11 protein-coding genes are annotated in these 13,994 nt (G+C 67.7%); 7 read left to right on the top strand and 4 right to left on the bottom strand.

The genetic code is table 11. From position 1 onward, the window contains the following. Positions 1-43: 43 nt before the first annotated feature. The 3 genes from ACFVTE_RS20880 to ACFVTE_RS20870 all read left to right on the top strand — a co-directional run bounded on the left by ACFVTE_RS20880 (position 44) and on the right by ACFVTE_RS20870 (position 3,117). Entirely contained in the window at positions 44-808 is a 765-nt protein-coding gene (locus ACFVTE_RS20880; RefSeq protein WP_387103854.1) for a M50 family metallopeptidase, read from the top strand. A gap of 102 nt (positions 809-910) precedes the next feature. Then, on the top strand, positions 911-1,996 hold the full coding sequence (locus ACFVTE_RS20875; RefSeq protein WP_387103937.1) for a glutathione S-transferase family protein: 1,086 nt from the start codon (positions 911-913) through the stop codon (positions 1,994-1,996). Positions 1,997-2,061: 65 nt separating this feature from the next. Beyond that, complete coding sequence (locus ACFVTE_RS20870; protein WP_387103851.1) at positions 2,062-3,117, top strand: aromatic acid exporter family protein; 1,056 nt, start codon at positions 2,062-2,064, stop codon at positions 3,115-3,117. Between the two features lie 56 nt (positions 3,118-3,173). On the opposite strand, the gene ACFVTE_RS20865 is transcribed toward ACFVTE_RS20870, so the two are convergent. The 3 genes from ACFVTE_RS20865 to ACFVTE_RS20855 are packed head-to-tail and all read right to left on the bottom strand — an operon-like array spanning position 3,174 to position 6,761. Further along, entirely contained in the window at positions 3,174-4,085 is a 912-nt protein-coding gene (locus ACFVTE_RS20865) for a MaoC family dehydratase (RefSeq protein WP_387103848.1), read from the bottom strand. Beyond that, the gene (locus tag ACFVTE_RS20860) at positions 4,082-5,416 is read right to left on the bottom strand and encodes a 3-oxoacyl-ACP reductase (RefSeq protein ID WP_387103845.1); all 1,335 of its coding nucleotides are present in this window, start codon (positions 5,414-5,416) and stop codon (positions 4,082-4,084) included. The genes ACFVTE_RS20865 and ACFVTE_RS20860 overlap by 4 nt, the downstream gene beginning before the upstream one ends. Then, positions 5,409-6,761, bottom strand: coding sequence for an acetyl-CoA C-acetyltransferase (locus ACFVTE_RS20855; RefSeq protein ID WP_387103843.1), 1,353 nt, complete (start codon positions 6,759-6,761; stop codon positions 5,409-5,411). Before ACFVTE_RS20855 ends, ACFVTE_RS20860 begins: the two co-directional genes overlap by 8 nt. Before the next feature lie 61 nt (positions 6,762-6,822). Between ACFVTE_RS20855 and ACFVTE_RS20850 the strand changes: the two genes are divergently transcribed. Both ACFVTE_RS20850 and ACFVTE_RS20845 read left to right on the top strand, forming a co-directional pair. Further along, positions 6,823-7,509, top strand: coding sequence for a TetR family transcriptional regulator (locus ACFVTE_RS20850; protein ID WP_387103840.1), 687 nt, complete (start codon positions 6,823-6,825; stop codon positions 7,507-7,509). Positions 7,510-7,543: 34 nt separating this feature from the next. Beyond that, complete coding sequence (locus ACFVTE_RS20845; RefSeq protein ID WP_387103838.1) at positions 7,544-9,679, top strand: acyl-CoA dehydrogenase; 2,136 nt, start codon at positions 7,544-7,546, stop codon at positions 9,677-9,679. Between the two features lie 78 nt (positions 9,680-9,757). Here the strand turns inward: ACFVTE_RS20845 and glgA are convergent, their stop codons facing one another. After that, positions 9,758-10,954, bottom strand: coding sequence for a glycogen synthase (gene glgA, locus ACFVTE_RS20840; protein WP_387103836.1), 1,197 nt, complete (start codon positions 10,952-10,954; stop codon positions 9,758-9,760). A 99-nt stretch (positions 10,955-11,053) separates the two neighbouring features. Between glgA and glgC the strand changes: the two genes are divergently transcribed. Both glgC and ACFVTE_RS20830 read left to right on the top strand, forming a co-directional pair. Next, positions 11,054-12,469, top strand: coding sequence for a glucose-1-phosphate adenylyltransferase (glgC, locus tag ACFVTE_RS20835; protein WP_387103834.1), 1,416 nt, complete (start codon positions 11,054-11,056; stop codon positions 12,467-12,469). 63 nt (positions 12,470-12,532) lie between these two features. Further along, entirely contained in the window at positions 12,533-13,984 is a 1,452-nt protein-coding gene (locus tag ACFVTE_RS20830) for an SDR family NAD(P)-dependent oxidoreductase (RefSeq protein ID WP_387103831.1), read from the top strand. Positions 13,985-13,994: the final 10 nt, after the last annotated feature.

Genomic DNA, 13,994 nt, shown 5'->3' with positions numbered 1-13,994 from the left:
CCACACTCCTGAAGCAAGGCAAGCCCCTGTAGCCTAGATTCCTATGGTTTATGTGCAAGTCCCCGGCCCGTCCCTGCCCGAACAATGGTGGGACCGGGTGGTTGCCGGATTCACCCAGACCGCTGTCCCCGCAGTCACCGTCACCGAGCTCCTGGCCGTGGTGCTCATTGCGGCGGTCCTCTCCGTCCCCCGAGCCACGTGGCGCTACTTCGGCCTGCTCGCCACAGTGACCCACGAACTGGGGCACGCCTTTGCCGCCCTGACCAGCGGACAGCGGCTGGGCGGCATCCGCCTGCAGCTCAACCACGGCGGCACCACCACGTCCTATACCCGGGGACGCGCCGCCGCCGTGTGGTCAGGCTTCTGGGGCTATCCCGTTCCCGGCGTGACCGGTGCCGCGCTCGTGTGGGCCGGATTCAGCGGCTGGGGCCCGGCCGCCATGTCTGCCGGGCTGCTGGTCCTGCTGGCCTCGCTGATCTTCATCCGGAACGCCGCCGGCGTACTCATCCTCCTGGGCGCCGTGGTGGCGGTGGCAGCCATGATCATCAATGTGCCCGCCGCGTTCACCGGCCACGTGGCCATCATCCTGGGCCTCGCCCTCCTGGTTGCCGCCGTCCGGGACCTGTTCAAGCTGACCAATGTCCACGTGCGGCGCCGCGACCAGCTGCGGTCCTCCGACGCCTACGTCCTGTACCGCGCCACCGCCGTGCCGTCCGGCGTCTGGATCGCGCTGTTCTCCCTGGTGGTGGCGGGCTGCTGGGTGATTGCCTGGCTGCCGATGTCGCGGGTCTTTGGGGCGGCAACATAGTCTGGTGCCATGAGTGAGAAGACCAGCACAGTCGAAGCACACAGGGGACGCCATGCAGGGGAACCGCGCAGCAGGGAACTGCATGCCGCGGAGCCCCGCAGCATGGAACAACAAGTCGCGGATCAACAAAGCAAGGGTCAGGACAGCACCGATCAACTTAGTACAAAGGGCGCCTATGTCACGGGCGGCGAGTTCAACCGGGACACCAATTACATCGAGGACCGCATCACCCGGAACGGCACCCCCGGGCCGAACGGTGAGCCAGGCTGGCGGGCGGAGCCGGGACGCTACCGGCTGATCGCCGCGCGGGCTTGCCCGTGGGCCAACCGCACCGTCATCGTCCGCCGTCTCCTGGGTCTCGAGGACGCCATCAGCCTCGGCCAGCCCGGCCCCACCCACGATGCCCGATCCTGGACCTTCGACCTGGACCCGGACGGCAAGGACCCCGTGCTGGGCATCGAGCGCCTGCAGGAAGCCTACTTCCGCCGTTTCCCGGACTACCCCCGCGGCATCACGGTTCCTGCCCTCGTGGACGTCGCCAGCGGCGCGGTGGTGACCAACAACTACCCCCAGATCACGCTGGACTTCTCCACGGAATGGACCGCCTTCCACCGCCCCGGCGCTCCGCAGCTGTACCCGGAGCACCTGCGCGAGGAAATCGACAGCGTCAACAAGCGCGTCTTCACGGAGGTCAACAACGGTGTCTACCGGTGCGGCTTCGCCGGATCACAGGAGGCCTACGATGCTGCGTACAGGCGGCTGTGGGACGCCATGGACTGGCTCGAGGAGCGGCTGACCGCCCAGAGATACCTGGTGGGCGACTCCATCACCGAGGCGGACGTCCGGCTCTTCACCACGCTCGCACGTTTCGATGCCGTCTACCACGGCCACTTCAAGTGCAACCGGAATAAGCTCAGCGAAATGCCGGCGCTGTGGGGATATGCCCGGGACCTGTTCCAGACGCCCGGCTTCGGGGACACCATCGACTTCGTGCAGATCAAACAGCACTACTACATCGTGCACGAGGACATTAATCCCACTCAGATCGTCCCGGCCGGCCCCGAGCTGTCCGGCTGGCTGACGCCACACGGCAGGGAGTCGCTGGGCGGGAGCCCCTTCGGAGAGGGCACTCCGCCGGGACCGGTCAAGGCGGGCGAGGAAGTGGCGGCCGGACATGGGGCCGCTTAGCCCACTCCGCCATGGCTGAAAAAATGATGGCACGCGATCCTTGGCCGCGGAGGACCTGGCGCTCCGTGGCCGCCAGCGTCGCGCGCGCGCTCGCCGCGCCGCGCCTGCAGTTGGCGGCCAAGGCGGGACTCGCAGCGGGCATCGCCTTCTGGATCGCTCCCCTGATGCCCGCTGCCGCCGCACACTACGCCTACTACGCCCCGCTTGGCGCCCTGGTTGCCATGTACGAGAACGTTTCAGGATCCATGCGCCAGGGCCTCCAGACCCTAGTGGGTTTGGGCGCAGGCATAGCCCTGGCCTTTGTGCTGTTCAGTCTGGGTGCCACGCCGGTATCTGTGGGTGCTGTCGTGGCACTCGGTGTCCTGCTGGCGGGGCTGCCGCGCCTGGGCGCGGGCCGCGACTGGATTCCGACGGCGGCCCTGCTGGTGCTGCTGGTCGGCGGACAGAACCCGGATGATTTTTCGTTCGGCTATCTGGTGCAGATGGGCGTCGGAGTCGCCGTCGGCATCGCCGTCAACCTCCTGGTGTTCCCGCCCCTGCACTTCAACGCTGCCGCCCTCAGCCTTGCGGAGCTGCGGCTAACGCTTGCCCGCCAGCTGCAGGACATGGGTGCCGCCATGCATGAAAAATGGCCGCCCGAACACGAGGACTGGTCTCGCCGGTCCGAGGACCTGGCCCGGTCAGCCCGCTCGGTCCGTGCCGCAGTGGAAAAGGCCGACGCCAGCAGGGAGGCCAACCCGCGGCGCCGCTTCCACCCCCGCGACGTGGACAAGGACTACCGCAGCGTCCGCGACCTGGAGCAGATCACCTTCCACATCCAGGACATGACCCAGGTGCTGGCCGACGTCATTTGGAGTGAGGATATGCCCTTCACCATCCCCCTACCGTACAGCGAGCCGCTCGCCGAGGCTCTTTCTGCCGTGGGTGAGGTGCTCCGTTCGGCGGAGGAGGACGACGCCGAGCGGCAGGCCGAGCTGTTCGAGGCGGCCCATGCGGCGGTCGCCTCCCTCGAGGACCGCACCGCCGCGGAAGGTAACGGGGCCGGCGCGCCGAGCGCTGCAGGGTCAATCCTGCTCAGCCTGCACCGCATCCTCCGGGTGGCCAACCCGAACGGCAAGTAGCCCGGCCCGGCATCCTTGCAGAGCTGCAGCACAGCCCGCGGTACAGCAGCAGACGGCTACAGGGCAGCCACCGATCCACTGAAGTGCTTGCGGCCGGACCGCTGGCTCCAGGCCACGTAGTCGGACCGGAGCCAGCCGCCGTCGCCGGACTCCGCCGTCGAAATGTCCAGCGCCACCCGAGCGGGCAGAAAAACCGGAGCCTCGAACCCCACGTCCCAGCGGAAGGCGTCGCCTTTGGCCGCGCCCACGTCCGCCAGCGCCCGCGACGCGAGGTACATGCCGTGGGCGATTGACCGGCGCAGGCCCAGGGCCTTGGCGGAAAGGACACTCAGGTGGATCGGGTTGAAGTCCCCGGACACGGCAGCGTACGCGCGGCCGGTGTCCACGCCAAGCTCCCAAAGCCCGGTGGGATCCGGTGCGGAAAAGCCCTGCGCCGCCGCTGCCGCCGAGGCCTTGTCGATGCCGGGCAGAAACACGCCCTTGGCGAGATAGGTGGACACGCCGCACCAGCATGCGGCGCTGTCACCGGCGGCGCGCACCTCCACCGCAATATCCACCTGGGTTCCGGCGCGGTGCGCCCGGAGCGTCTCCGCCCTGGCCACAATGTCCAGCGGTTCCGTGAACCTGACCGGCCTGCGGTACTCAATCACGTTGCGCAGATGGATCATCCCCAGCAGGGGCAAGGGAAAATCGTCGCGGTTCATGACGCTCATGGCCACAGGGAACGCCAGTGCATGGATGAACCCCGCCGGCAACACGTCGCTTGCGGTCTCCCCCAGCAGGTGCTGGTATGCCGTGAGGTTTTCGACGTCGGCCCGGACGCCCCGGACTTCGTGGCTCACGGCGGGCAGCACGCCGTCAGCATGGGAGCCAAGGATCCTGCGGCGGGCGGCCGTGGCCGCCGCGTTCACGTACAGCTTGGAGAGGGACGGCATCTCCCCCAGGATGAGGGCCTGGGTGCCGGTCATGCCCCCACCAGGTTCTGACCGCAAACCCTCAGCACCTCTCCGGAAACGCCCCCGGCGGAGTCGCCCGCGAAGAAGGAAATGGCCTCGGCAACGTCCTCCGGCCGGCCGCCCTGTTGCAGCGAATTCAGCCGCCGGGCAATCTCCCTGGTGGCGAACGGGATCCTTGCCGTCATCTCCGTCTCGATGAATCCGGGTGCCACGGCATTGATCGAACCGCCGTACTGGGCCAGCAGCGGTGCGGTGGCCCGGACCATGCCCATGACCCCGCCCTTGGATGCCGCATAGTTGGTCTGCCCGCGGTTCCCGGCAATTCCGCTCGTGGAGGCCACCGACACGATGCGCGGCGCTGAACGGAAGTGCTCCGAGGCAAGGAGCGCCTCATTGATGCGGAGCTGGGCAGCAATGTTCACTTCAATCACTGAGCCCCACCGGGACGGGTCCATGTTGACCAGCAGTTTGTCCCGGGTAATGCCGGCGTTGTGGACCACGATGTCGAGCCGTCCGTGGCGGTGCACTGCGTGGTCGATGATTCGCTGCCCGGCGTCGTCGCGCGTGATGTCCAGCTGCAGTGCGGTGCCGCGGATCCCGTTGGCAACCTCCGCCAGGTGGTCCCCGGCCGCGGGAACGTCCACGGTCACTACCGTGGCGCCGTCACGGTGCAGCGTCCGGGCGATGGCCGTGCCAATGCCGCGGGCCGCGCCGGTCACCACAGCGACCTTTCCCGCGAGCGGTGAGTCGGCGTCGTCGGGCAGGCTGCCTTCCGCGGACGTGACGCGGATGAACTGGCCGTCCACGAACGCTGACCGGCCGGAAAGGAAGAAGCGCAGCGCGCCCAGGGCAGAAGGGGCTGTGGGACTGACGTCCTCGGCAAGGAGGATGCCGTTTCCGGTGGCTCCGGCCCGCAGCTCCTTGGCCAGGGACCGCAGCAGCCCGTCCACGCCCTGCCGGGCGGCGGCCGTAGCCGGCCTGCCGCCGGGCACGCGTGATACGGTCACCACCCGTCCGCCGGGGGCAAGGTCGCGCAGTGACGCAGCCGCCGCCAGGACCGGGTCCTCCAGGTCGCCGGGGGTTTCGACGGCGTCGAGCACCAGCACGATGCCGCCGAGCCTTTCCTTGGCCACGGCGTGGCGGCGGACATCGAGTCCCCACGAAAGCAGCGCCGTGGCGATCCCGTCAGCACCGGGGCCGGAGCCGCCAACCAGGACCGGCCCGTCGATCAGGGGCCGGCCCGGCCGGTGGCGCCGCAGTTCGGCCGGCTGCGGAAGGCCGAGCTTCCGGGCCAGATCCCGTCCCAGGCCGCGGTTCACCAGCCGTGCGTAGGTGTCAGTCATGGATATCCCCCGGGGTGTCGCCTTCCGTGTACGCCTCCAGCAGCGCGACGACGCCCTGCCCGCCCGCGGCGCAGACGGACACGAGTCCCAGGGCGGGGCGTCCTCCGGCATTGCCCTTCTCATGCAGCATCTTGGCAAGCGTGGCCACGATGCGTCCGCCCGTGGCGGCGAACGGGTGCCCGGCTGCAAGCGATGATCCGTTGACGTTGAGCCTGGACCGGTCGACCTTTCCGAAGGCACCGTCCAGCCCGAGGCGCTCGCGGCCGAACTTTTCGTCCTCCCAGGCGGCGAGCGTGCTCAGCACCGTCCCGGCGAAGGCTTCGTGGATCTCGAAGAAGTCGATGTCGTCCAGGGTGAGGCCGTTGCGCGCCAGCAGGCGCGGGACGGCGAACACCGGTGCCATCAGGAGCCCGTCCTTGCCGTGGACGAAATCGACGGCGGCCGCCTCGCCATCGAGGACGGTGGCGAGCTTGGGCAGGTCATGCCCGTCCGCCCACTCCTCCGAAGCGAGCAGCACCGTTGAGGCGCCGTCCGTGAGCGGCGTGGAGTTCCCTGCCGTCATGGTGGCTTCCGAGCCAAGGCTCCTGCCGAACACGGGCTTGAGCGACGCCAGCTTTTCGGCGCTGGTATCGGCCCTGAGGTTGGAGTCGCGGGTGAGCCCGCGGTACGGCGTGAGGAGATCGTCGAAGAACCCGGCATCATAGGCGGCGGCGAGGTTCCGGTGGCTGTTGAGGGCGAGCTCGTCCTGTGCTTCGCGGGAGATGTTCCACTGCGCCGTGGTCAGGGCCTGGTGCTCACCCATCGACAGGCCGGTCCTGGGCTCTCCGGTGTTCGGCGCGTCCGGGGCGAGGTCCTTGGGGCGCAGACGGGCGAGGATCTGAAGCCGCTGCGGGAGCGTCCTGGCACGGCTGAGGTCCAGCAGCACCTCGCGAAGGCCCTCGCTGACGGCAATGGGCGCATCCGAGGCGGAGTCCACACCACCCGCGATGGCGGAGTCCAGCTGGCCGAGCCTGATCTTGTTGGCCAGGCCCAGCACTGTTTCCAGGCCGGTGGCACAGGCCTGCTGCAGGTCGTAGGCAGGAGTTTCCGGCGACAGCGCCGATCCCAGGACCGCCTCGCGCGTCAGGTTGAAGTCCCGGGAGTGCTTGAGGACGGCGCCCGCGGCCACTTCGCCGATTCGCTCCTCCTGCAGGCCGAAGCGGGCGATCAGGCCGTCGAGTGCTGCCGTGAGCATGTCCTGGTTGGACGACTTGGTGTACGCGCCGCCTGTCCGGGCGAACGGGATCCTGTTGCCGCCCACCACCACGGCTTTCCGCACGGCTTGGGGCTGACGATCCACGGGCATGTGCTATCTCCTTTGATCCGGCTGGTTATCGATACCCAGCGTACCTGATACGCTGGGTATCGTGAACCAGTCCCCTCCGTCTCCTCGCGCCGGCACCCCCTCGGAAGCGGTGGATGGCCGCGCCTCCCGCTGGCAGGGGCACCGGGAGGAACGCAGGCGCGAACTCATCAAGGCGGCCCGGCGGGCCGTGCACGCGCTCGGCAGCGATGCTTCGATGGAGGACATCGCCGCCGCGGCCGGCACGTCGAAGTCTGTGTTCTACCGGTACTTCGGGGACAAGGCCGGACTGCAGCAGGCCGTGGGGGAAGTGGTGCTGGGACAGATGCAGCAGCGCATCAAGGAGGCGGTACAAAGCGCGCAGACGCCGCGCGAGGGTCTGTTCGCCATGGTCTCGGCCTACCTGCAGATGGCTGAAACCAGCCCCAACGTCTACACGTTTGTGACCCGGTACTCCGCCGGGGAATCCGACGGCGGCCCCACCTCGATCACGACGGCCGGCGCCCTGGGCCATTTTTTCGACGCCATCGCGGACATGATCGCCACGCCGATGCGGTCCCATCTCGGCGAGGGCAGGGAATCCATCATCGGCTACTGGCCCAACGCCGCCATCGGTCTGGTCCGCAACGCCGGCGAACAGTGGCTGGCCAGCCCGGACTCCCCCGCCAAGCCGGACCAGGAAAGCATGGCACGCCAGATCACCGACTGGCTGTGCGTCGGCATCGCGCCGGAACTCACGGACATTCAATAGCACGGAACCTGTCAATACCAACGAAGGAAGCGACATGACTGAAGTAGCTGACCGCCCTGCGGGCACAACCACCCACGCAGCTGCAACCGGGACGGCGGGTCCGTCGCCCGCCGTCGACGTCGCGGCCCTGGGTGAGCTGCTCCTGGGAAAGTGGGCCGGCGTCCGCCGGCAGGCGCGTGACCTGGCGGCGCGCGGTGAGCTCCACAAAACGGAGGGGCTGACGCACACGGAACACCGGGCGCGCACCTTCGGGCAGCTGAAGCACCTGGTGGACAGCGGCGCCGTCCACCGCGCCTTCCCTGCCAGATTCGGCGGGTCGGACGACCACGGCGGCAACATCGCCGGCTTCGAGGAACTGGTCACCGCAGACCCGTCCCTGCAGATCAAGGCCGGTGTGCAGTGGGGCCTGTTCGGCTCTGCCGTGATGCACCTCGGCACGGAAGAACACCACGAGAAGTGGCTGCCGGGCATCATGAACCTCGACATCCCGGGCTGCTTCGCCATGACCGAAACCGGACACGGCTCGGACGTCGCCAGCATCGCCACCACGGCAACCTATGACCCGGACACGCAGGAGTTCGTAATCCACACCCCGTTCCGCGCCGCGTGGAAGGACTATATCGGCAATGCCGCCATCGACGGCCTCGGCGCCGTGGTGTTCGCCCAGCTGGTGACACGCGGGGTCAGCCACGGAGTGCATGCGTTCTACGTGGACCTGCGCGACCCTGACACCAAGGCGTTCCTGCCGGGGATAGGCGGCGAGGACGACGGCGTGAAGGGCGGCCTCAACGGCATCGACAACGGCCGGCTGCACTTCGACCACGTCCGCATCCCCCGCACCAACCTGCTCAACCGCTACGGCAACGTCGATGCCGACGGTACTTACACCTCGCCCATCGCCAGCCCCGGACGCCGCTTCTTCACCATGCTGGGCACGCTGGTGCAGGGCCGTGTGAGCCTGGACGGCGCCGCCGTCGCAGCGTCCAAGATTGCACTGAAGACGGCCATCACCTACGCCACCGAACGGCGGCAGTTCAACGCCTCGTCCCCCGTCGAGGAAGAGGTGCTGCTGGACTACCAGCGGCACCAGCGCCGGCTCTTCACCCGGCTGGCCACCACATACGCCGCGGGCTTTGCCCACGAGCAGCTGCTGGAAAAGCTGGACGACGTCTTCTCCGGCGCGCACGATACCGACGAGGACCGCCAGGACCTGGAAACCCTGGCTGCGGCGCTGAAACCGCTGAGCACCTGGCATGCACTGGATACCCTGCAGGAATGCCGCGAGGCCTGCGGCGGTGCAGGGTTCCTGATCGAAAACCGCTTCGCCTCGCTGCGCGCCGACCTCGATGTCTATGTCACCTTCGAAGGTGACAACACCGTGCTGCTGCAGCTGGTGGCCAAGCGGCTGCTGGCCGATTACGCCAAGGAATTCCGCAGCGCGACGTTCGGTGTGCTGGCACGGTATGTGGTCAACCAGGCCGCGGGGACCGCCGTCCACCGCACCGGCCTGCGCCAGGTGGCGCAGTTCATGGCCGACAGCGGCTCAGTCCAGAAGGCCGCGATTGCCCTTCGCGACGAGGAAAGCCAGCGCGCACTGCTCACCGACCGCGTTCAGACGATGGTTGCCGAAGCCGCCTCCGCCCTCAGGGGCGCCGGCCGGCTGCCGCAGCGCGAAGCGTCCGCCCTGTTCAACCAGCACCAGGACGAGCTCATCGACGCCGCCCGGGCGCACGCCGAACTCCTGCAGTGGGAGGCCTTCACCGAGGCGCTGGGCAAGGTCACCGACCCGGGCACCAAGGCCGTGCTGACCTGGCTTCGGGACTTGTTCGGGCTGTCCCTGATCGAGAACAACCTCTCGTGGTACCTGATGAACGGACGGCTCTCGATGCAGCGGGCACGGACAGTGGGAGGCTACATCAACCGGCTCCTGGTCAAGCTGCGCCCGCATGCGCTGGACCTCGTGGACGCCTTCGGCTACGGCCCGGCCCACCTCCGCGCCGCCATCGCCACCGGTGCCGAAAAGGTCCGCCAGGACGAGGCACGCGATTACTACCGGGTGCAGCGCGCCAGCGGCACAGCGCCGGTGCCGGAGAAGTCACTCCCCAACCGCTCCCTAACCTCGCACGCTCGGCCAGGGGGCCCTGCGGTCGCCGCCCCCAGCAACCGCTGAACAGCACAGCGCCCGACGGCGGTGCCTCCGAAAGGGGGCACCGCCGTCGGGCGTTTAGTGGTTTTCTGTCAGCTGGCGCTAGCTGAGGACGGAACGGTAGACGTCGAGTGTGGTCTGGGTGATCGACTCCCAGGAGAAGTGTTCCTCGGCGCGCTTGCGGCCGGCCTGGCCCATGGCGCGGGCACGCTCGGGGTCCGACACTACTTCGGTCAGGGCCGCGGCGAACTCGCTGACGAACTTCTCCGGGTCCAGCGGCGTGCCGGTTCCGTCGGTCACCTGTTCAAGCTCCACCAGCAGGCCGGTCTCGCCGTGGTTGACCACCTCGGGGATGCCGCCGGTTGCGCTGGCCACCACGGCTGCGCCGCAGGCCATCGCCTCGAGGTTCACGATGCCGAGCGGCTCGTAGATGGAGGGGCAGGCGAAGGCGGTGGCGTGGCTCAGGACCTGGATGAGCTCGTTGCGGGGCAGCATGCGCTCGATCAGCACCACGCCGCTGCGCTGGCTCTGCAGCTCCTCGATCAGCTGCGCGGTCTCGGCTGCCAGCTCCGGGGTATCCGCTGCGCCGAGGCAAAGGACCAGCTGCACGTCCGCCGGGAGCTTGGCGGCCGCCCGCAGCAGGTACGGGACACCCTTCTGCCGGGTGTTGCGGCCAACGAACACCACGCTGGGGCGGGAGGGGTCGATGCCCAGGGTGCGGATGACGTCGTCGTTCTCGTCGCGGTTCCACAGGCTGACGTCGATGCCGTTGTGCACCACCTTGACCTTGGCCGGGTCGACCTCCGGGTAGCTGCGCAGGATGTCCTGGCGCATGCCCTCGGACACGGCGATGATCGCGGCCGCAGCCTCGTACGCGGTCTTCTCCACCCATGAGGAGAGGGCATAGCCGCCGCCCAGCTGCTCTGCCTTCCACGGCCGCAGCGGTTCCAGGCTGTGGGCGCTGAGGACGTGCGGGATGCCGTGCAGCAGGGACGCCAGGTGGCCGGCCATGTTGGCGTACCACGTGTGCGAATGCACCAGATCCGCGCCGGCAACGTCAGGGACGATGCGCAGGTCCACGCCCAGGGTCTGCACGGCGGCGTTCGCTGCCCCCAGGTCCTCAGGCACCGAGTAGGAGGTCACGGCCGCGCCATGGTAGTCGGCATCGCGGGGCGCACCAAAGGCACGCACCTGCAGGTCGACATGCTTGGCCAGCACCCGGCTCAGCTCGGCAACGTGGACGCCCGCGCCGCCATAGATTTCCGGCGGGAATTCTTTAGTCACAATGTCTATTCGCACGTTACCCAAGGTAGTCGTTACGGTTGAACTGTTCTAGTGTGAAGAAAGTCCGGACAAACCGGATTTTTTGGGGAGATACGAAGGCGTACAGGAGCGATCATGCCGTCAACAAAGAAAGTCCTCGCCATTGTCCTCGCAGGGGGCGAGGGAAACCGACTGATGCCGCTGACGGCAGACAGGGCCAAACCTGCCGTGCCCTTTGCCGGCAGCTACCGGCTCATCGATTTCGCGCTGTCCAACCTCGTCAACTCCCGGTACCTGCAGATCGTGGTGCTGACGCAATACAAGTCCCACAGCCTTGACCGCCACATTTCTGAGACGTGGCGGATGTCCACGCAGCTCGGCAACTATGTTGCCTCCGTTCCGGCCCAGCAGCGCGTGGGCAAGAGCTGGTTCCTGGGCAGCGCCAACGCCATCTACCAGTCCCTGAACCTGATCCACGATGCCAACCCGGACATCGTCGTCGTGGTGGGCGCGGACCACGTGTACCGCATGGACTTCTCCCAGATGGTCGAACAGCATGTCAAGAGCGGTGCCAAGGCTACCGTGGCGGCAGTCCGCCAGCCGCTGAACATGGCCAACCAGTTCGGCGTCATCGAGGTGGACCCGGAGGACTCCCAGAAGATCGCGGCATTCGTGGAGAAGCCCGCCTCTACCCCCGGGCTGGCCGCAGATCCCACCCAGTTCCTCGCGTCCATGGGCAACTACGTCTTCGACGCCGACGCCCTGGTGGATGCCCTCCACGTCGACGCCGAACGGCTGGACACCAAGCACGACATGGGCGGGGACATCATTCCCTATTTCGTCAACCAGGGTCAGGCCGGCGTTTACGACTTCACCCTCAACGACATCCCCGGCTCCACCGAACGCGACCGGACATATTGGCGTGACGTCGGTACCATTGACTCCTTCTACGACGCCCACATGGACCTGATCTCGCCGCTGCCGGTGTTCAACCTGTACAACTCCGAGTGGCCCATCTACACCCGCCAGAGCATTTCCCCGCCCGCCAAGTTCGTCCGCGGCGACAACAACACCGTGGGAACGGCCCTTGACTCAATCGTGGCCAGCGGCGTGGTCATCTCCGGCGGCATCGTGGAAGGTTCTGTGCTGTCCAACGACGTCTACGTGGGCTCTGCCAGCCGCGTCATCGACTCGGTGCTTATGGACAACGTGACGATCGGCAAGGGCGCAGTGGTGCGCCGGGCCATCATCGACAAGAACGTCAAGGTCCCCGCAGGAGCGGCCATCGGCCTGGACCCGGAGCTCGACCGCGCCCGCGGCTTCAAGGTGACGGACTCGGGCATCACGGTGCTCTCCAAGCACCAGACCGTGCCGGAACCGGACGAAGCCGAGCGCGCGCTGTCCGCGGCGAACCTGCACCTGGTTCCGGACGCCGTAAAGGCCGCCACCGAGAACTGGCCCGAGATCCGCAGCTCTGCCGAGCACGTGGGCAAGGTCCACTCCGCGTCCGTCGGCGTCGATTCCCCGCCGCAGCAGGCTGTCCGTTCCTAATCCCCTGTTCAAGCGATTTCCTTGAGGCAGGTCTGACCCTCCACAGGCTGTAAAATCAGATCAATGAGCTCCGCCGATCTGACGCCTGAAGAGATTCAGGCCTGCCTCAAGGTTTTGAACACCATCCACGTCTACGACGAGGAGCACCCCGACTACGTCTCGGTGCGGCGCGCCACGGGCAAGATGTTCAAGGCCGTCAAGCGGCACCGCCGCGTCACCAAGCGCGACATGATCGCGGAAGCGGACCGCGCCGTGCTGGCCCAGACAGCCACCGCCGCGCCCGACCGGATTGACGACGAGACGCGCGGCAACAAGCTCGCCCCCTCCGCCACCGGGAAGATCGCCGGGAACCTCATCAGGTCCCGGCCCTGCTACATCTGCAAGCAGCACTACACCCAGGTGGATGCCTTCTACCACCAGCTGTGCCCCGAGTGCGCGGCGTTCAGCCATACCAAGCGCGATGCCCGCACCGACCTCACCGGCCGGCGCGCCCTGCTCACCGGCGGCCGCGCCAAGATCGGCATGTACATCGCCCTGCGCCTGCTGCGAGACGGCGCGCACACCACCATCACCACGCGCTTCCCCAAAGATGCCGCGCGACGCTTCGCCGCCATGGAGGACAGCGGGGACTGGCTGCACCGGCTGAAGATCGTGGGCATCGACCTCCGCGACCCGTCGCAGGTCATGGCCCTGACCGATGACCTCAATGCCGCCGGGCCGCTGGACATCATCATCAACAACGCCGCCCAGACGGTGCGCCGCTCCGGCAACGCCTACAAGCCGCTGGTCGACGCCGAGGACGAGCCGCTCCCCGCAGCCCTGGAGGCAGCGAATGGGGGCCCGGAACTGGTCACCTTCGGCCACGCGCACGACAAGCACCCGCTCGCGATTGCCAGCAGCGTCACCGAACACCCGGTCCTGGCCGGCGACGCCGTCACGTCGCTTGCCCTGTCCACCGGTTCGGCGTCCCTGGAGCGGATCGCCGCTGGAACGGCCATCGACGCCGGCGGCCTGGTGCCGGACCTCGCCACCATCAACAGCTGGACGCAGGTGGTGGACGAGGTGGACCCGCTGGAGATGCTCGAGGTCCAGCTCTGCAACGTCACCGCGCCGTTCCTGCTGGTCAGCCGGCTGCGGGACGCCATGAAGCGGTCCACCGCCCGGCGCAAGTACATCGTCAACGTCTCCGCCATGGAGGGCCAGTTCTCCCGGGCCTACAAGGGGCCCGGACACCCGCACACCAACATGGCCAAGGCGGCCCTGAACATGATGACCCGGACCAGCGCGCAGGAGATGCTGGAGACCGACGGGATCCTCATGACGGCCGTCGATACCGGCTGGATCACCGATGAACGCCCGCACTTCACCAAGGTCCGGCTGATGGAGGAGGGCTTCCACGCGCCCCTGGACCTGGTGGACGGCGCGGCCCGCGTCTACGACCCCATTGTCATGGGAGAAAAAGGCGAAGACCAGTACGGAGTGTTCCTGAAGGACTACAAGGCCAGCCCCTGGTAAACAGCACTCT

This window comes from Arthrobacter sp. NPDC058097 (assembly GCF_042884885.1).
In the GTDB taxonomy this organism is placed as follows: domain Bacteria; phylum Actinomycetota; class Actinomycetes; order Actinomycetales; family Micrococcaceae; genus Arthrobacter.
The sequence above is the reverse complement of the archived record's forward strand: the minus strand, read 5'-3'. Positions and strand labels throughout refer to the sequence as shown.

Bases quoted from the DNA above. Each gene is read 5' to 3' on its own strand.
- ACFVTE_RS20880 (WP_387103854.1), top strand. From the start codon at position 44: ATGGTTTATGTGCAAGTCCCCGGCCCGTCCCTGCCCGAACAATGGTGG.
- ACFVTE_RS20875 (WP_387103937.1), top strand. From the start codon at position 911: ATGGAACAACAAGTCGCGGATCAACAAAGCAAGGGTCAGGACAGCACC.
- ACFVTE_RS20865 (WP_387103848.1), bottom strand. From the start codon at position 4,085: ATGACCGGCACCCAGGCCCTCATCCTGGGGGAGATGCCGTCCCTCTCC.
- ACFVTE_RS20860 (WP_387103845.1), bottom strand. From the start codon at position 5,416: ATGACTGACACCTACGCACGGCTGGTGAACCGCGGCCTGGGACGGGAT.
- ACFVTE_RS20855 (WP_387103843.1), bottom strand. From the start codon at position 6,761: ATGCCCGTGGATCGTCAGCCCCAAGCCGTGCGGAAAGCCGTGGTGGTG.
- ACFVTE_RS20845 (WP_387103838.1), top strand. From the start codon at position 7,544: ATGACTGAAGTAGCTGACCGCCCTGCGGGCACAACCACCCACGCAGCT.
- glgC (WP_387103834.1), top strand. From the start codon at position 11,054: ATGCCGTCAACAAAGAAAGTCCTCGCCATTGTCCTCGCAGGGGGCGAG.
- ACFVTE_RS20830 (WP_387103831.1), top strand. From the start codon at position 12,533: ATGAGCTCCGCCGATCTGACGCCTGAAGAGATTCAGGCCTGCCTCAAG.